Annotated in this window: 18 protein-coding genes; 13 read left to right on the top strand and 5 right to left on the bottom strand. The window is 39.9% G+C overall.

Annotated features, from left to right (window positions below; genetic code table 11):
* The first annotated feature begins 590 nt into the window (after positions 1-590).
* The 5 genes from ACWF5P_RS08215 to ACWF5P_RS08195 all read left to right on the top strand — a co-directional run bounded on the left by ACWF5P_RS08215 (position 591) and on the right by ACWF5P_RS08195 (position 5,881).
* Entirely contained in the window at positions 591-2,495 is a 1,905-nt protein-coding gene (locus ACWF5P_RS08215) for an endonuclease MutS2 (protein WP_434168669.1), read from the top strand.
* Between the two features lie 702 nt (positions 2,496-3,197).
* Positions 3,198-3,464: a hypothetical protein gene (locus ACWF5P_RS08210; RefSeq protein ID WP_434168670.1), complete on the top strand. Its 267-nt coding sequence runs from the start codon at positions 3,198-3,200 to the stop codon at positions 3,462-3,464.
* Positions 3,465-3,823: 359 nt separating this feature from the next.
* Positions 3,824-4,237 (top strand): RrF2 family transcriptional regulator, encoded by a 414-nt coding sequence (locus ACWF5P_RS08205; RefSeq protein ID WP_048687492.1) that lies wholly within the window; start codon positions 3,824-3,826, stop codon positions 4,235-4,237.
* A 66-nt stretch (positions 4,238-4,303) separates the two neighbouring features.
* Entirely contained in the window at positions 4,304-5,209 is a 906-nt protein-coding gene (locus ACWF5P_RS08200) for an FAD-dependent oxidoreductase (RefSeq protein WP_434168671.1), read from the top strand.
* 45 nt (positions 5,210-5,254) lie between these two features.
* Positions 5,255-5,881, top strand: coding sequence for a methyltransferase domain-containing protein (locus ACWF5P_RS08195; protein WP_434168672.1), 627 nt, complete (start codon positions 5,255-5,257; stop codon positions 5,879-5,881).
* A gap of 435 nt (positions 5,882-6,316) precedes the next feature.
* Here the strand turns inward: ACWF5P_RS08195 and ACWF5P_RS08190 are convergent, their stop codons facing one another.
* The gene (locus tag ACWF5P_RS08190) at positions 6,317-6,460 is read right to left on the bottom strand and encodes a YrzO family protein (RefSeq protein WP_133350491.1); all 144 of its coding nucleotides are present in this window, start codon (positions 6,458-6,460) and stop codon (positions 6,317-6,319) included.
* Between the two features lie 10 nt (positions 6,461-6,470).
* Entirely contained in the window at positions 6,471-7,454 is a 984-nt protein-coding gene (locus tag ACWF5P_RS08185) for an EamA family transporter (protein ID WP_434168673.1), read from the bottom strand.
* Between the two features lie 134 nt (positions 7,455-7,588).
* On the opposite strand from ACWF5P_RS08185, the gene ACWF5P_RS08180 reads away from it, so the two are divergent.
* The 5 genes from ACWF5P_RS08180 (at position 7,589) to ACWF5P_RS08160 (ending at position 11,725) form a co-directional block, all read left to right on the top strand.
* Entirely contained in the window at positions 7,589-8,485 is an 897-nt protein-coding gene (locus ACWF5P_RS08180) for a LysR substrate-binding domain-containing protein (protein ID WP_434168674.1), read from the top strand.
* A 372-nt stretch (positions 8,486-8,857) separates the two neighbouring features.
* On the top strand, positions 8,858-9,034 hold the full coding sequence (locus ACWF5P_RS08175; protein ID WP_164468801.1) for a hypothetical protein: 177 nt from the start codon (positions 8,858-8,860) through the stop codon (positions 9,032-9,034).
* 318 nt (positions 9,035-9,352) lie between these two features.
* Positions 9,353-10,054 (top strand): hypothetical protein, encoded by a 702-nt coding sequence (locus tag ACWF5P_RS08170; protein WP_434168675.1) that lies wholly within the window; start codon positions 9,353-9,355, stop codon positions 10,052-10,054.
* A gap of 256 nt (positions 10,055-10,310) precedes the next feature.
* The gene (locus ACWF5P_RS08165) at positions 10,311-11,180 is read left to right on the top strand and encodes an RNA polymerase sigma-70 factor (RefSeq protein ID WP_434168676.1); all 870 of its coding nucleotides are present in this window, start codon (positions 10,311-10,313) and stop codon (positions 11,178-11,180) included.
* Positions 11,181-11,263: 83 nt separating this feature from the next.
* Positions 11,264-11,725 (top strand): carboxymuconolactone decarboxylase family protein, encoded by a 462-nt coding sequence (locus tag ACWF5P_RS08160; protein WP_434168677.1) that lies wholly within the window; start codon positions 11,264-11,266, stop codon positions 11,723-11,725.
* A 64-nt stretch (positions 11,726-11,789) separates the two neighbouring features.
* On the opposite strand, the gene ACWF5P_RS08155 is transcribed toward ACWF5P_RS08160, so the two are convergent.
* The 3 genes from ACWF5P_RS08155 to ACWF5P_RS08145 all read right to left on the bottom strand — a co-directional run bounded on the left by ACWF5P_RS08155 (position 11,790) and on the right by ACWF5P_RS08145 (position 13,659).
* On the bottom strand, positions 11,790-12,017 hold the full coding sequence (locus ACWF5P_RS08155) for a hypothetical protein (RefSeq protein ID WP_034304201.1): 228 nt from the start codon (positions 12,015-12,017) through the stop codon (positions 11,790-11,792).
* A complete protein-coding gene (locus ACWF5P_RS08150) occupies positions 12,017-12,337 on the bottom strand; it encodes a YbjQ family protein (protein WP_034304199.1) in 321 nt (106 codons plus the stop codon). Before ACWF5P_RS08150 ends, ACWF5P_RS08155 begins: the two co-directional genes overlap by 1 nt.
* 632 nt (positions 12,338-12,969) lie before the next feature.
* Positions 12,970-13,659, bottom strand: coding sequence for a response regulator transcription factor (locus tag ACWF5P_RS08145; protein WP_452444767.1), 690 nt, complete (start codon positions 13,657-13,659; stop codon positions 12,970-12,972).
* Between the two features lie 255 nt (positions 13,660-13,914).
* Here ACWF5P_RS08145 and ACWF5P_RS08140 point away from each other — a divergent pair, with 255 nt between their 5' ends.
* The 3 genes from ACWF5P_RS08140 to cstA all read left to right on the top strand — a co-directional run bounded on the left by ACWF5P_RS08140 (position 13,915) and on the right by cstA (position 18,380).
* Positions 13,915-15,702: a LytS/YhcK type 5TM receptor domain-containing protein gene (locus ACWF5P_RS08140; protein ID WP_452444766.1), complete on the top strand. Its 1,788-nt coding sequence runs from the start codon at positions 13,915-13,917 to the stop codon at positions 15,700-15,702.
* On the top strand, positions 15,699-16,445 hold the full coding sequence (locus tag ACWF5P_RS08135; protein ID WP_434168680.1) for a LytTR family transcriptional regulator DNA-binding domain-containing protein: 747 nt from the start codon (positions 15,699-15,701) through the stop codon (positions 16,443-16,445). The genes ACWF5P_RS08140 and ACWF5P_RS08135 overlap by 4 nt, the downstream gene beginning before the upstream one ends.
* Before the next feature lie 141 nt (positions 16,446-16,586).
* Positions 16,587-18,380, top strand: coding sequence for a carbon starvation protein CstA (cstA, locus tag ACWF5P_RS08130; protein WP_402940799.1), 1,794 nt, complete (start codon positions 16,587-16,589; stop codon positions 18,378-18,380).
* Positions 18,381-18,531 lie beyond the last annotated feature (151 nt).

Here is an 18,531-nt window from a genome sequence, read left to right as displayed (position 1 = left end):
ATTAAGAAAATTAGGAAATATACTTATGGAGGTAGTTGTTTTTTTAATTAGAATGTGCAAAATAACACTCTACATATCACAAATTATCGGTCAAAGTGACACATAAAAAAGATTAAACTAGGAAAACGGCAAAAAATGAATTGACTCTTTCTTACTGATATGGTATGTTAATTCCAATCTAAGAAAAGGTGTGGTGTTTTATGTCGGGAGTAGGTATCAACTAATTTAGTTGAATAAGGTATTAAATCACTGATATGTCAGTGGATTACGTATGCCTTTTTTCACAGTGCAATTCTGCATTGTGAATACCTACCTTAAGACTGCTTCCTTTTCCATAAATCGTGTAACATGCAGGTGTTACGGCGAAAAGCATGGTGGGATTTGTCCTATCATGCTTTTTTGTGTACGCAGGTCTATTCGAGCTGCCCTATTTGTTATCGATTTTAGGTACTTATCCATGGATAAGGCCGATGCCCGCAGGAGCTTTCTACTCAAATGGCTTGTTCATTTGTAAAGGTAGGGGGGACCATTGCGGGCATTTTTTGGATTCGGGAATTTTAATCACTCACTCATTCAAGGAGGATCATTAGATGAATACAATGACTTATGAAAAATTACAATATATCCAACTCAAGGAAATGGTTAAAAATCATTGCGTAAGTGGTTTAGGGAAAGCGTTATTGGATCAGCTTAAGCCGAGCAGCACCTTGAAGGTCGTTAAAAATCGTTTGAACGAGACCACGGAGGCAAGGAACTTACTGAATGCGGAAAGCCATATTCCCTTAAAAGGCATTTCTCATATTGGCCTCCATATCGACAAACTGGAAAAAGGAATGATTTTGGAGCCGTCAGAGTTAGTGGCGATAGCAGACTTCTTAAGAGGCTGCAGGAATATCAAGAAATTCATGACCGATAAAGAGTTCTTTGCACCGACACTGCATTCCTACGCCCGCTCCATGACTGAATTCAGGAGCATCGAAGAAGAAATCCAATTCACCATAAAGGGAAATGCTGTCGTTTCCGAAGCAAGCAAGGACCTGAAACGGATTAGGAACCAAATCATCAAGACAGAAGGTAAAATAGAGGAACGGCTGAATAAGTTCTTGAAGAGCGGAGCCAATAAAGAGTTCATTCAGGAATTTTTCATCAGTAAAAAGGATGATCGCTACACCATCCCGATCAAAGCCTCCTATAAAAATCAAGTGTCCGGAACAATCGTGGAAGTATCGGCAAAAGGGGCTACCGTGTTCATTGAACCTGCCTCTGTTACGAAATTGAATGCAGAATTGGCAAGCTTAAAAGCGGAGGAATCGATGGAAGAGTATCAACTTTTGGCCACATTATCCGGAACGGTTTTCGAACAGCTGAAACCGATCAAGATAAACATCGAGTTAATCAGTCAATATGACATGATCTTCGCAAAAGCCAAGTTCAGTAAAAGCATGGATGCCATCGAACCGAAAATCAATGATCACGGGTATATTAAATTAACGGGCTGTAAACATCCACTATTGCCGCAAGACAGCGTACCTTTGGATTTTGAAATCGGTAAGGACTATCGCAGTTTGATAATTACAGGCCCTAATGCCGGGGGGAAAACTGTCGTCCTGAAAACGATCGGCATCCTTACATTGGCTGTCATGTCAGGACTGCATGTTGCCGGGAAAGAGGGGACAGAGCTTGCCGTCTTTGACCAGGTATTCGTCGATATCGGTGATAATCAAAGCATGGAAAATGCACTGAGCACGTTTTCATCGCATATGAAAAACATCTCGGAAATCATGGGGGCAATAACCAATAACTCCTTGCTGCTGTTCGATGAAATCGGGAGCGGAACGGAACCGAATGAAGGAGCCGCATTAGCGATTAGCATCCTTGAGGAATTTTATCAAAGGGGGTGCATAACCGTTGCGACGACCCATTATGGTGAAATCAAGCGCTATTCGGAAATACACGGTGATTTCATGAATGCGGCCATGCAATTCAACAGTGAAACACTTGAGCCAAAATACAAGCTGTTAATCGGTCAATCCGGGGAAAGCAATGCCCTTTGGATAGCCAAAAAAATGAATGTCCGTGAAAAGGTTCTGCAAAAGGCAAAGCTCTATATCGAAAATAAAGACTACGACTTGGAGCGTGTCCAGGAAAGTAAAATCAAAAAAGCGAAGCCAGCGGCCGTTCCTAAAGAATCATCTTATGAATATGAAGTCGGCGACAAAGTGAAGGTAAGCGAACTGAATGGGTACGCGATCGTTTATAAGAAAAAGGACTCCTTCAATAATGTCGTCGTACTTTTCGAAGATACCTTCAAGGAAGTTCATGCCAATAAGCTCGAGCTTGATATAAAGGCCGTCGATTTATATCCTGAAGGCTATGATCTCAATACTTTATTTGTCGGCTACAAGGAAAGGAAATTGAACCATGACTTAGAACGGGGATCGAAAAAGGCGCTAAAGAACGTAGCAGCGGATATCCGGAAGAAGCTTGGTGAATAAACAGGGTTGGATTTTGAACGGAAAAACCAAATCCTGATGATTTATGAAATTGTAATATAGCGGTTGTGATAACCGTGTTCCACCAAAAAAGTTAGACATTGGCAGGGTATGAGTTCTGTTTTAACAGGGCTCATACCCTTTAATTTTGTCATAATTTCTCGTGTGAAGAAAGAAGGATTAGGCTCTAGACGCAGATATAAAAGGTATTAAACAATCAAAATTTTAATAGTAATCAGGTTTAATAGCTATTAAATTTAAAAATATTCAAAAAACGAAGAAACAACAAAATCAATTAGAGATGAAAGATAAAATAAGAAAGGGATACATACATCATCTGAAAAAGGTTGTTAGTATCACCTGGATATTTAGCTTCTTACATCTTTTGAATGATCAAACATCTTTAAAATAAAAATTGAACTTAGAAAGAGTACTGGTATTCCTACAACAAAATAATAAATACCTTTGGGCATATACATATCAAAGAAATATAAAAATAATACTACCCAGAGAAATAGGACAATATATTTTTTTGATTTTTTCATTATTAATCAATCATCCTTTGAATTTAATAAAAATCTATCCAACCATAGCAAAGCCAATTGCTCCGTTAAGGTTAAACACCCAAATACCTAGAATGAAAATCACAGTTTACAAATTCTTGTTTCCAAAATAAACTATTTTTTTAGTTGGCGGGTTCCAAAAATGACCAGTACAATTTCAAAAATTATACGGCCCTCCTTGTTTAGCGGGATAGATGTCGTCGTACTTTTCGAAGATACCTTCAAGGAAGTTCATGCCAATAAGCTCGAGCTTGATATAAAGGCCGTCGATTTATATCCTGAAGGCTATGATCTCAATACTTTATTTGCCGGCTACAAGGAAAGGAAATTGAACCATGACTTAGAACGGGGATCGAAAAAGGCGCTAAAGAACGTAGCAGCGGATATCCGGAAGAAGCTTGGTGAATAAGAGTTGGATTTTAAACGGGAAAAACCAAATCCTGATGATTTATGAAATTGTAATATAGCGATTGTGATAACCGTGTTCCACCAAAAAAAGTTAGACATCGGCAGGGTATGAGTTCTGTTTTAACAGAGCTCATACTTTTTTGGTTATTTTCTTGTGTGGATATACCCGTTCAAAAAGGAATACATAATATGAGCGTACTGTTGTTTGAAAAATGTAGGTTTAGAATTATAACATGAAGAGATTTCGACAGTATGATCATCGTTAGGTGAGGTAAAAAAGTTTGCGGTTTTTTGCAGCTTGAGTTACAATCAATTACAGATATTAAAAGTCTGTAATAGTTTTAATTATGAGGTGCATCAATGAAGTATTCAAAGGCAACCAATTATGCACTACATACAATGGTGCATTTAACGATGGAACCAAAAGGTCATACGGTAAGCGTGGATCAGCTGGCGTGTATGCAGGATTTGTCTCCGACGTACTTGTCGAAGATTTTGACGAAGCTTGTGAAGGCTGGATTAATTGAATCAGTGCCAGGGGCAAAAGGCGGCTACAGTATTTCACGCCGCGCGCAGGACATTTCGTTTCTGGATGTTATTGAAGCGGTGGAGGGTCAGTCGGTGCTTTTCAACTGTGCGTTTGACCATGAAGAAAGCGATTGTTTAATTGAGCGCGTGATGATCGAGGCGGAAGGCAACATGAAGAAAGAACTTGCTGGACGGACCATTCAGAGCATTGCGGAGCAGAGTAAGGAGACAAAAAAAGAAAAATAAATTTTTTTACACAAATTAAGGATATTAAGGGTCTTTAATAGATTTTATAAAGAAGGAGTGTTGCATGTGTTGGATTGTGTAATTATTGGCGGAGGACCTGCAGGACTGAATGCTGCATTGGTCATGGGGCGTGCTGGACGGAAAACAATTTTGTTTGATGAGGATAAACCCCGTAACCGGGTGACGCAGGAGTCTCACGGATTTATCACACAGGATGGCGTAAAGCCGTCAGAGTTCAAGAAGCGGGCAAGAACGGATGTCCAGAAATATCCGTCCGTCTCCATTAAGGAGGAGCGGGTGGAGATTATTGAAAAATCCAGTGGTGTGTTCCGAATTCAAACGAAAGGCGGAACGGATCACATGGCGAAAAAAGTGCTTCTCGCAACAGGTCTTCGGGATGTCTTGCCGGAGATTCCAGGCATACAGAATGTATACGGAAAGAGTGTTTTCAGCTGTCCTTTTTGTGACGGCTGGGAAATGCGCGGCAAAGCATTGGCGGTGATTGCAGAAAATGAACGGGCCTTTCATATGGGAAAACTGCTGTCAAACTGGAGCGGTGATGTAATGGTGTATACAAATGGCTATCAGGTGCTTGATGAGGAGAAGGATATCTTGGCTAGGCAGCACGTGACAGTCGTGGAAGAAAAGATTGAAGATCTTATATCGAAAGGAGGGGAGCTGACATCGATCCTGCTGCAAAACGGACAGGAAATCAAAAGGGAGGCAGGTATTGTGGTGACAGACTTGGTGCAGTCCGCTCCTTTTGCGGAACAGCTCGGCTGCGAAATCACTCCAAACGGCGGGATTAAAGTGGATTCATTTGGACGAACAACGGTTGAAGGAGTATATGCATCCGGAGATACATCACTAAGCACGCCTTCTCAGCTCGTGATTGCGGCGGCGGAGGGCAATAAAGCGGCGGCTGGAGTCATCATGGATTTAGTTGAAGCTGCATTTCTTTTGGAGGCATAAATTCCTTTTTTAAAAAAGAAATCCATTTGTAAAGGAGATTGAAGTATGACGGAAATCTGGGAATCAAGTTTTATAGAAAATCAAATGATGTGGGGATTTGAACCTTCTGACTCCGCAATCTTGACAAAGGATTTTTTCCTTGAAAAGAAAGTTAAGAATCTATTGATTCCTGGTATTGGATATGGCAGAAATGCCAAGATTTTTACGGACAACGGAATACATGTAACAGGTATCGAAATTTCAAAAACAGCGATTGAATTGGCAAGGCAAAATGAGCTTAATCTTAATATTTTTCATGGTTCAGTAACCGATATGCCTTTTGATAACAAACTTTATGATGGTATATTTTGTTATGCCCTTATTCACTTATTGAATAATCGTGAGAGAGATAAGTTTATTAGAGATTGCTATAATCAGTTAAAGCCAAATGGATATATGATTTTCACTACTATTTCAAAAGAGGCCCCAATGTTCGGTAAGGGCAAACAACTGGGGAAAGACTATTTCGAGATAATGGAAGGGATAAAAATGTTTTTTTATGATTCCGACTCGATTAAACAAGAATTTGGAAATTATGGACTGATAGAGTTTTCAGAAATTGTTGAGCCGCATAAGAATATGGAAAATAAACCTCCATTTAAATTTATAATGGTAAAATGTCAAAAGGACTAGAATGGCTTTATCCATAAAAAGGGCATGTTTTGATCAATCATTTTTTCAACACATGCTCTTTTCTATTTGCTCTCGGCCGCCGACAAAGTGAAGGCTGAGCTTGAATATAGGGCCGACGATTAAGCTTGGTGAATAGTACGGTCATCAAAAAAAAGGCTGCAGGCAAAAAGAGTTCTATCCAAATTTTTATACATAGTTGATTGGAGCGGGTGTGCGAGACTCCTGCGGGAAGAGTGAGTCCAAGGGAGACCCCACAGGCGCAATTGCGCCGAGGGCGGACCGCCTGCGGAAAGCGAGTGCCCTACGTTCCAATCAACGTCCAAATTTGTGCAAGCAAAAAAACTGTAGACAAACACGATTTTCATCGAGTTTGACTACAGTCTGAAGCCTATCTAAATGAGAGGCTTTTTTACATTGTATTGCCAAAAGTCTATTTTATTGAATTCTTTTCCTTCTTTCATTATACAGATTGATCAATTCTGCATTTTGCTCATTCATCTTTTTCACATTCTTATTAATCGTTGCCAATTCCCACAGTACAGCCAATCCAAAGATTAGCATAAGCGTTAATAAATCCATTGTTGCCCTCCTATTGATGTTGTGTACCTTTAATTAAATGATTCTTTTCACTTGGATTCATTTCCTTAACCCGGGAAGGCAAGTTCTTTCTTTGAAAATAATTGTTTTGAATCAAAGCATATATCACTAAAAAAGTTCCGAGTAATTCGTAGGATGATAGTGATCCTCCTTGGATGAAAACGATGGCCAACGTGGTGATTGGAACTAAATTGATAAATAGGATTCCATTGATCGGCGTTAAAAGTTTAATGCCTAAATTCCAGCTTAAAAGGGCTATGGCACCAGGGAAAATAATCATGAAAATCATCTCGCCATAAATGGATTGCATAACCTCTGCCGTAGGGACGGACAGGCCCATTGCCGTTGCGAGGAATGTTATGATGGCTGATACGGCTGTTCCTAAAATGCACGTTAAAGTCGAATAGCGAAGTGTTGACCATCCGTTGAATTGGTTGCCGCCCATCGTATAAATAACCCACCCTATAACCCCGATAAGAATGAAAAGGATAGGGATGATACTATCTTTCAATAAAAATACGAATGATAAGCTGCCATTGGTAATGACAAGAATGGCCCCTATCAAGGCAAGGAACATGCTGGCGATGGTATACTTCATGGGGCTGGCATTTTTGAAAACCCACAGAATTAAAATTGAAATCATGGGCATTAATGATTCCATGATGGAAGCAACAATCACCCCGTTATGCCCCAGTAAATCTTGACCTGCGAAAATGAGAAAGTTGTATACAGTGAACGCCATCGTCCCAAAAAACAATAATTTCTTTCCTTGCCCTTCCAGGCTAAAAGACTTTTTACCCTCTTTCATTAAAAGCAATATCCCTAAAATGACGCTAACAGCTAAATATCGTAAAAAAGCGAAATAAAAAGGATCAATATACATTAAGGCCCTTTCTGCAACTGGAAACATCGCTCCCCAAGAAATGCTGGCAGTCAGACATAAAAGTGCACCGATTAAAACTTGATTTTTTTTCATAAAAGCTTCCCCTCAAAAATAATGATTGATTTAATTCCTATACACACCTTATGATAAAGTCATTATCATGTAAAATGACTTAAAATGAATATAATCATCATTATTAATGATAGTTGAAAAGGGGGGGCACTTTTATGGAAATGCGGGATTTGCAAATATTCCAGTGCGTCGCTAAATATGGCAGCGTAAGTAAGGCGGCCGTTGAGTTGAATTACGTCCAATCCAATGTAACGGCGAGGATTAAGCATTTAGAGCAGGAGTTACGGACGCCTTTATTCAACAGGCATAAACGTGGCATGTCTCTAACTGCGGAGGCCAGAAAAATGCTGGAGTATGTAAACAAAATTTTGCTTGATGTGGAAGAACTCAAGCAAGTATTTCTGGATAGTGAAACACCTACAGGGATATTGAATATCGGTACAGTTGAAACGGTCAGCGATCTTCCCAAGATTCTAGCCTCCTATCATAAACAGTATCCAAATGTCGATTTATCCATAAAGGCGGGGTTAACGGAAGAATTAATTAAAGATGTCATTGAACACAGGCTGGATGGCGCTTTTGTTACAGGACCGATCAAACATCCGCTCATTCAGCCATACGATGTATGTACAGAAAAACTTGTATTAGTTACAAGAAATGAAACATTTAACCTTGAAGAAATCATAACAGAACCATTTTTAGTATTCAGTCAGGGGTGTGGCTATCGCTCCAAACTGGAACAATGGCTGAGGGAAGAAGAAGTGATGCCCAAAAGGATCATGGAGTTCAATGTATTGGAAACGATCTTAACCAGCGTAACACTCGGCCTTGGCATTACCCTCGTACCACAATCGGCGGTAAATCACCTAACAGCCATTGAAAAAGTCCACGTGCATCCAATTCCTGAAGAATACCGCAATATCTCGACAGTTTTCATTCACCGTAAAGATGCTTATATGACAAACTCCATGAAAAGCTTTCTGCACACGATTGAAGCTCATCATGAAGACCGATTCAAGCAAAATCCAGAAGCAGCTCCTGAGCTGATATGAAGGGGGAGCAGCAAATCGCTTTACATAGAATGATAGAGGATTGCTGAAACCGATTATTTTAGGCTGCGAAACTATTCATAAAAAGTAAAACATGGGGATACAGGGGCAGCGATATAGCATAGTATGGTATTTATTATTGCTTCGGTTCCTTATGCTTGTCGTTTATTAATCATGTTACTTCTAGAAAGTATTTTGGGAATTATTAGACAAAAGCCAACGATTTCGTTGGCTTTTTGTCTGTACGATCATTTCAATTTTCATACATTCAAATAACCTTCTTAAACTAAACTGGTAGTTTAGCTATAGAAAAATTGTATTACTTTTCATTAATTGGGAAAAAATATAAATAATAACAAGAAGGAGGGAAAAGAGATGGAAGTAAATATGAGTGTTGAAGAAGTCGTGAATCAAATTTCTGACTTAGTAGAAAAAGAAGGGAAGCTACCTCGAAAGAAAGAGGTAAAGAAGTCAGATCCGGAGTTAATGAAGAATGCATTGTATTATTTTCCTAATTGGGATACTGCAGTAGAACATAGCATTGGATCTTAACGATAAACGATACATAAACATTTATTTTTCAAATTAGTAGAAGTTATGAAGGCCGCCAATTGGCGGCCTTTTGAACGTGCGATTCTTTACATTATCATACATTCAAGCACTCCCTATTCAAACTATCTATCGAATAGTTTAGTTAAATAAAGATATAGACGCATCAAAGTGAATCAATCTCATATTTTCTTTTCGGAACGAGTGGAGTATCGATCTTTTTTAGTCGATAAAGTCTGATATTTCAATGAAGCATAGTGTAACTTTTTTCCATATGGGGCCGTATAATAATTTGTTAAAACACAAGAAAAGAGGGTTCCAATGAAAAAGATATTGTTGATTTTGGCAGCCGTTTTTTTGGTAACAGGACTTAGTGCTTGTAAAGAAGTCCAGGAGGGAAATGAGGAATCTTCGCCAATTTCAGAAAAGCCAAATGATAATCCTAAGCAAACCGACGGGCTAGAAGATCCTCCAGGTGAATCGGTTGATGATCCGACAAAAGATCTGCCAAATACGAAAACGGATACGATCATATTAGAAGGTATGGAAGAACCATTCCAATTCACGCTTCATCATAGTCAGGCATTGGGATTCTCAACGTACATCGTGGATGACATGGTCGTTGAAGAGGCTAGTTCTGGTGAAGGAGATGCAATGATTGTTTTTGCAAATTTTGCAGGCAAGAGAAATGAGGATGCCAAAGTTCAGATTTTTTCCAAAAGTGAGGGTACGAATGCGACAATAGAAGAACAGGCGGAGTTTGCGAGGGAAGTTGTGATAAGCAACGGCTTTGAGATAAAACAGCGATCTGATAATTCGCCTAACCGATTTGATTGGTCTGAGGTGGAATTTGACATTAGTCAGAATGGCAGTAATTATTCCATATTGGGTACAGTGTCGGTTTTTCAACATGGCAACCGCGTTTACTATGCGATCGTTCAATACCCGGAAGATTATGAAGAAGGCTTCATACCGCGGGTTGTAAAAATGTTTGATGATATCGTATGGTATGAAGCACCTTGATAAATGAGTATCCGAAAATGGGTACACCATTTGACAGATGATGGTCATATATTTGTCTAAAAAGTGGGCATAAAAAGGAATCCTGTTGAACGGTAGGGAGCTAGTTTGTCTACAGTCTGAGAGCAGCTCTTTGCTGCTCTTTTTTGTATGATAGGATTGTCTGCTTTATTCAGATTAAGAAGGATAAATGATTGGGTTAGAGAATAATTAGTGATAGGATTTCGAAAACGAATTTGATAGAAAATAGGTGAAGCAAGTGGAGTTGGATACATTATATAAGACATATCGACCTTTTCTTTTTTCCATCGCATACCGGATGCTCGGATCGGTTACAGATGCAGAAGATATCGTTCATGATTTATTCCTGCAGCTTAAGCTTGATACCGACGAAATTAAGGACATGAAAGCATACCTTGCGAAAATGACGACAAATCGCTGTCTGAATTACTTGAAATCAGCCCGTAAAAGAAGAGAGGTTTACACAGGTCCTTGGCTGCCAGAACCTCGGGTAAACGAAACAGATCAGCCTCTAGATAAGGTCGTAACGGATGAAACGGTTGCATATGCCTTCCTCGTTTTGCTGGAACAGCTTTCACCTGTTGAAAGAGCGGTTTTCGTGCTTAGGGAAGCATTCACTTACAGCTATGAAGATATCGCCGAGATGCTGGAAAAGAATGAAGTGAACTGCAGAAAGATCTACAGCCGGGCTAAGCGGAAATTACAGAATGATAGGCCTGTCCATCCGGAGGATACGAAACATGTCGATCTTTTGGCAAAAAAATTCATAAAAGCATCTGCGACAGGAAACTTTGAGGAGTTTTTGGATCTTCTTACAGAAGATGTTGTCCTTGTTACTGACGGCGGAGGAAAAGTGCTTTCTGCATTAAATCCAATTGTAACCAAACAGCGCGTATCCTCCTTTCTTAAAGGCGTTTCTGCTAAAGGAGGCTTCATAGGAGAACTTCTTCCGGTGATGGTCAATGGCCAGGAGGGAATTTTGCAAATGAAAGAAGGAAAGCCTATCAAAGTCATCTGCTTTGAATTAGATCCAAAACAAAAAAATATCCGCAAAATCTTCATTGTCACCAATCCCGATAAATTAAATCATATTCCTGTGATAGATTGAGGGGTCTTTTTTTTGGATGTCACAAATCAAACCTCTATTTTGTCTTATAAGTGGAACCTAAAAAGATTATGGAGGAGATAGACATGGAACAACGGATTAACTACATGAAGACAAATCGTGAAGTGGTCAAATTAATGATGGGTTTGGAGGAGTACAAGAAAACAACGGAAATCGATAGCACATTAATCGAATTGATTAAAATTCGCGCGTCTCAAATCAATGGCTGTGCGTACTGCTTGGATATGCATACAAAGGATGCCCGGGCAATGGGTGAAACGGAACAAAGAATTTATTGTTTGAGTGCTTGGCGTGAAACACCATTCTATTCTGATTCGGAAAGGGCAGCGCTGGAATTGACGGAAGCGGTCACGGCCATTTCTGCAAACGGTGTACCTGATGAACTGTATGAGAGGGTCCGCCTTCATTTTGATGAAAAACAATATATCGATCTCGTTACCATAATCATCACGATCAATGGCTGGAACCGATTGGCCATTTCAGCCCAAAACATACCAGGGCACTATAAGCCTGTAATGCAAAAATAATGTTGTTATCAAAACCCCTTGTATGGTTACAAGGGGTTTTAATTGTAAAAACGTGGCTTTTTAATTATTTTTCTTTTTTATAAAAGCGTTCACCCGTATCAGGATTATAATACACCCTTGTTTTTTCTCCTGTCACGGGGTCAATATTTATTTCATCTGTCGATTGAAATCCATCAGGAACTTTTACACCGTGATTGCGTTTAAACCGTTTATCATAGATAAAGTATCCAAGTAAAATGCATAAGATAACTATAATAATTTGTAATATATAGTACCCTATGATGAACTTCATTATATTTTCTCCACAATGACGGCGGTTCCATATGCAACAATTTCGCTCATATTCGTGCCGATTTCCCCAGAATCATATCTCATCATTATAATTGCGTTTGCACCCATTTCATTGGCATTTTTTATCATACGGTCCATAGCTTCTTTTCTTGAATCTTCAAGCATCGCTGTATATTGCTTGATTTCTCCGCCTACCAGGGATTTTAACCCTGCCATGATATCGCCGCCAATCCCTCTACTTCTTACAATTAGACCGAAGGCAGGCCCTTTTACCTCTACAATTTTGTACCCTTCAATTTTTTCTGTGGTAACTACCAACACATTAATCGCCTCCGACTTATTTACTTTATTATGAAATTTTCCTGAACTGAAAGCATAAACAAATGATCCAAGTTCGATGAAGTTTAAACATTCCCTTTAGTTCCTTTTTTATCAAGCGCAATAATCATTCCTTTAAATTTTACCATAATATAAGCTTTATCCCCCCCTTAACAATAGATAACATATTTCGGGTAAGCATAAAAAATCCCATTTCGCAGAAAAGAAATGGGATTAAATTTATTGGTGTTTTTACTGCTGATTTTTGATTGTTATATATGTGTGTAGATTTATGATGCTCATGATGCTACTGTGAATGCCCATATAAGCTCTTATATGGGCTAGCTCTATAATATTAGTGTTTTGTAGGATTACATCAAGTAGTAAATAGTATCAACTTATAGGTAGATAATGAAGGTCTCTCAAGAGTTTAGACTTAAAGGGCCTTCATCATTTATTTTTCTTTTTTTGAATTTGAGCGATTAAGATAAGTAATATACCTAAAATAAACAACGAGATAAATATATTGAAAGATTTTACATATCCTACTGGGAATAGTGCAGCACCAATTAATGATATAACCCCTAGTGTATAAAAAGTTCTGACTCTACTAATCATAACTCCTCCTATAAATACTAAAAATAGCGGTTATTTATCTTTATTTCATTAAGAATTTCATACAATTTATTTTCATAGTGCAAGCTGATTAATTGTGATCTGGATGTAACATCTAGTTCTTCAAACATTTTATTTACATAGTTACGAACTGTAGAAACACTTATATTCAGATTATCAGCTATTTCTTTATCTTTGAGACCTTGAGTTATATTTTTTAATATTCGCAATTCAACTTCATGTTGTTGTTCCCTGGTGATTAAGGATGATGTATCTGTTTTTATTATCTCTTCTATTAATAATTTCTCACGATACACATGTAACTCGTAGGAGATTTGATTAGCGAGCATTTCAGAAATCATTTCGAAATTTCCATTATCATCCTTTGTGATTATACCAACATACCCTTGCAATTCTTTATTTTTAATTTCATGGATCGGGGAAGATAAAACACTAAAATACTTCCCGGAGATTTGACTTTTAGTTTTTACAGTAGTATTTTGCAATGAACTTAAAACAAATGCATTATTTTCAACAGATTCTTTTATAACCAAATTACATATATCTTTATGTTCAAAATTACTCTTAGAGTATAAAACATTTAGCTCTTTATCAAAGATAAATATAGTAGTTTCAAAATTAAACTTGAAATTCTTTATACTATTCAATACTTTTTTACTGATATAAATGATTTGATTTTTCAATTCCATATTCATACCTCATACTTGTTCCTAAAATGAAATACCTGTTTACTCTCCTCGTTTCACAATAAACTATTTTACCTTGTGATGGGTTCCAAAAATGATGATTGCTATTTCAGAAATGATACGGCACGTCGGGTTTGGATTTTATTCAATTGCTAACTTATTTACACAGAGTATTGATGAAATTCTGAAAAAAATGCTTATACACCCATCTCCTAAACCTAAAACAAAATTCGACAAGGATTTCATGGCTGGTGTAAGATGAATGAAAAAGCCAGAAATGGGGTGGATGCTTTGGTTGATTTATTACCGTCGCTGTTTGAAAAAGTGGGGATCATCGTAATTGCTGCATTCCTGCTTTCTTATATGAAACCCTTTCGGCAAATGATAGGTAATGAACATGAAATGTCGAAGAAAATCATGTTTATCGCGCTTTTTGGAACATTCGGCATCATAAGTAACTATACAGGAATCGAAATCGGGAACCATGCCATGCCGGAGGGTGATTGGCATGCTGAGATTGCTCCCGATAACGCGATTGCCAATACAAGGATTATGGGCGTGGCAATCGGCGGTTTACTGGGGGGACCATTTGTTGGGTTGGGAGTAGGTTTGATTGCAGGGCTTCACCGTTATTTTCTCGGGGGTTTTACAGCGGGGGCATGTGCGATCGCCGCGATATTAGCTGGGGTCTTATCGGGTTTTTTGGGAAAAAGGCGACGAGAGCATGGGATGATCACTCCTTGGTTTGCGCTGCCCATTTGCATGGCTTTGGAAGCGATTCAAATGGGCATTATCCTGTTGACTACCAAACCATTTGAAAGGGCGTGGGAGCTCGTACAGGTAATCGGACTTCCGATGATCATCATCAACGGGTTCGGGACTTTACTATTCATGCTCATCATTCAATCGATTACAAGGGACGAAGCACGGACACGGGCCGTACAAACGAATCTTGCGTTTTTGATTGCAGATCAGACTTTACCCTTTTTCCGGCAAGGTCTTAATCAAACTTCATGCAAAAGAATAGCCCAAATCATCTTGGGGCTGACTGAAGCCGATGCCGTGGCCATTACCAATGATCATAGCGTACTTGCCCATGTTGGCGCTGCGTCAGATCACCATGTCCCTAAGGTGGGAATAGCGACAGGCTTAACGAAAAAAGCCCTTGAACAAGGGAAAATAATCGTGGCCAAAACAAAAAAGGACATTTATTGTTTTCATGATCAATGCCCATTGCAAGCGGCCGTAGTCCTGCCGTTGCAGGTCCAACAGAAAACGGTCGGGACTTTGAAGATGTATTTCAAGCATCCGGATAAATTAGGCCAAGTGGAACAAGAGTTAGCTGAAGGATTGGCCAAACTATTTTCCACTCAATTGGAACTCGCTAAAGCGGAAATGCAAACGAAATTATTGAAAGATGCTGAAATTAAGGCATTGCAAGCACAGGTCCATCCGCATTTTTTATTCAATGCAATCAATACGATATCTGTTCTATGCAGGACGGATGTCGAGAAGGCAAGAAGTTTATTGCAGGAGCTCAGTGCTTTCTTTCGCTCTAATTTACAAGGAGCCCGACAAATCCTGGTGCCGCTAGAAAAGGAATTAGAGCATGTTAATGCTTATTTATCACTGGAGCAGGCGCGTTTTCCAAATAAATTTCATATCGACTATCGCATTGAGCCAAGGCTGAATGAAGTTCTTATCCCTCCATTCACGTTGCAGCCACTTGTTGAGAATGCGGTACACCACGCATTTCCACATGTGAAAAGCAAAGGTCAAATCATCCTTCACGCATACTTTAAAGACGATGCGATGCGCATTGTTGTGGAAGATAACGGAAAAGGGATTTCAAGCGGGAGAATAGATGAATTGGGTAAGCATGCTGTAGAATCGGCTAAGGGTACAGGAACGGCCCTTCATAATATCAGTGAACGGCTGGAAGGGATCTATAAAGGACAGGCCAGCCTCTCGATAGAAAGTAAGACGGGACACGGAACAAAAGTGAAAATATCAATACCACTCGAAAGGAGCATATGGCAACGATGATGAAAGCATTTATCGTAGAGGATGAACCACTGGCAAGAGATGAATTGAAATATCTATTGAAGAGAAGCAGGCAAGTTGAAGTCGTGGGTGAGGCTGAGGAGATAGAAGATGCCATAAGGGATATCTCCCGACTTAAACCTGAACTTGTCTTTTTGGACATTGAGCTTGCAGATGGAAATGGCTTGCATTTGGCTAAGCAATTGGCGGAACTTGACCCCGCACCATCGCTTATTTTTGCGACCGCTTATGATGAGTTTGCCCTCCAAGCCTTCGAGTTATATGCATTTGATTATCTATTAAAGCCATTTAATGAAAAAAGGATTCGGCAAACATTGGATAAGCTCATGAAGCAGCGTCAAATTGGGAAAGACGAATCCAGGACAGCAGCTTCCGCCAGCCGAACCGCGGTGGAACAGACAGGTAAATTGGCTGTAGTGATAGATGATCGGATCGTTTTGATCGACCGAGATCATATTTTGTTCATAGGACTCATGGAAGGAAAGACGATCATTAAAACAGAGGAAAATGAATATAAAATCGGTGACCCTCTCATCGTGCTTGAAAAGAAGCTCGATAAGCGCTCATTTTTACGGGTGCATCGTGGTTTTATCGTGAATGTCATCCATATTTCTGAAATACAGCCTTGGTTCAACTCGACTTATAATCTCATTATGAGTGATGGATCAAACATCCCGGTAAGCCGGACGTATGTGAAGGAGCTAAAGCAGCTCATCGGTTTTTAAAAATTTTCATAATTCTGCATTTTATCTTCTTGATAATGCAATCTATCCCTCGATATCTGCATTATAACTTGAAAACCCATTGAATTCGCTTTCATTGTGATATCATTTTTTTACGATGTAAGTAATAGAGGGGGTTCAAATATGAATGCGGTTACAATTGTCATAGGCTCCATTTGTATATTAATGATTGCCTACCGTTTATACGGGACATTCATAGCACTCAAAGTATTAAAACTTGATGATTCCAAGCCGACTCCGGCCCATAAATTAGAAGATGGAAAAGATTATGTTCCAACAAATAAATGGGTGGCATTCGGCCACCATTTTGCAGCCATTGCTGCGGCTGGTCCTTTGGTGGGTCCGATCCTTGCAGCACAATTCGGCTATTTGCCAAGTTTATTATGGCTTTTGATCGGGGCTGTAATCGGGGGGGCCGTTCATGATGCCGTCGTGCTCTTCGCGTCGATGCGTAAAGACGGCAAATCCCTTTCGGAAGTTGCGAAAGAGGAACTTGGACCTGTAGCAGGCTTCTGTACAGGACTCGCGATGCTTTTTATCATTACGATCACGATGGCAGGACTTTCAATGGTCGTTCTGCATGCTTTGGAAAATAATCCATGGGGGACGTTTGCTGTCGGGATCACCATTCCGATCGCCATGGGTGTAGGGCTTTACCATAAAAAAACCGGCAACCTGAAAGGGGCGACCATCGTCGGGTTCGCGCTCATCATGGCCGGAATTTTACTTGGTCCGAACATTCAAGGAACGGCACTTGGTGAATTATTGACACTTGAAGCGAGTACACTTGCCATCATTTTGCCGATCTATGCTTTCTTCGCTGCCGCATTGCCTGTTTGGCTGCTGCTGGCACCACGTGATTACTTGAGTACATTTATGAAAATCGGTGTATTTGCCGCATTGATTATCGGTGTTTTCGTCGTGAATCCAGAAATCCAGTTTCCTGCGTTTACCGAATTCATTAATGGCGGGGGCCCGATCGTAGCCGGTCCAGTTTGGCCTTTCATTTCAATAACAATCGCCTGTGGGGCGATTTCAGGATTCCATGCATTTGTCGGATCAGGCACAACTCCAAAAATGTTAAACCGTTGGAGTGATATCAAATCCGTTGGTTTCGGAGCGATGCTTGTCGAATGTGTGGTCGCCATCATGGCATTGATTGCTGCGGTTTCGCTGCAGCCAGGAGATTATTTTGCGATTAACTCCACACCTGAAGTATTTCAAACATTAGGCATGGAAACCGTACACCTTGACGAGCTCAGTGAAGAAATCGGCATTAATCTGGAGGGACGGACAGGCGGGGCAGTTACACTTGCTGTCGGCATGACCTATATTTTTACCGAAATACCCTTCTTTGACAAACTGGCTTCGTTTTTCTTCCAATTCGTCATCATGTTCGAGGCGGTGTTCATATTAACCGCAATCGATTCAGGGACACGTGTTGCCCGTTACTTGATCCAGGACTTCTTCGGGGAGTTCTATAAACCATTAAAACGAGTCGACTGGCTGCCGGGGAACATCTTCGCCAGCGCGTTAGCCTGCTTTATCTGGGGATACCTGCTTTACTCTGGGGACATCGGTTCGATCTGGGCACTCTTTGGCGTATCCAACCAGCTCATGGCTTCGATTGGACTCATCATCGGTGCGACCGTCGTATTGAAAATCGCAGACAAACGCTGGTATATCTGGACATGCCTAGTACCCCTTGCGTACTTATATGTAACGGTTAATGTAGCAGGGTACTGGATGGTGAAAAACGTATACCTGAACCCGGACTCTGCAGGATTCAGCATCTTGAACGGAGTATTATCGATCACCATGTTAATCCTGGGCTTGATCATTCTGGTTGCCGCCTTGAAAAAATGGCGGGAGCTTTGGAAAATACCTCAAGCAGAACTATTGAAAAGATCAGCATGAGCATAAAAAAATCCGGGCGGAAAACTGCCCGGATTTTTGTTCGTTGCGAACGGTAGAAAATGCCCTCAATACCGTTTCCTTAAAATTAAGACACCAAAACCTGAAAAAGGAAAGTATCAATAACCCCAACTTTGTTAATGATAGCAAATGA

The sequence above is a fragment of the Peribacillus sp. NPDC055009 genome (assembly GCF_053608705.1).
Note: the sequence above shows the minus strand (reverse complement) of the source record. Positions and strands in the feature narration are given on the sequence as shown.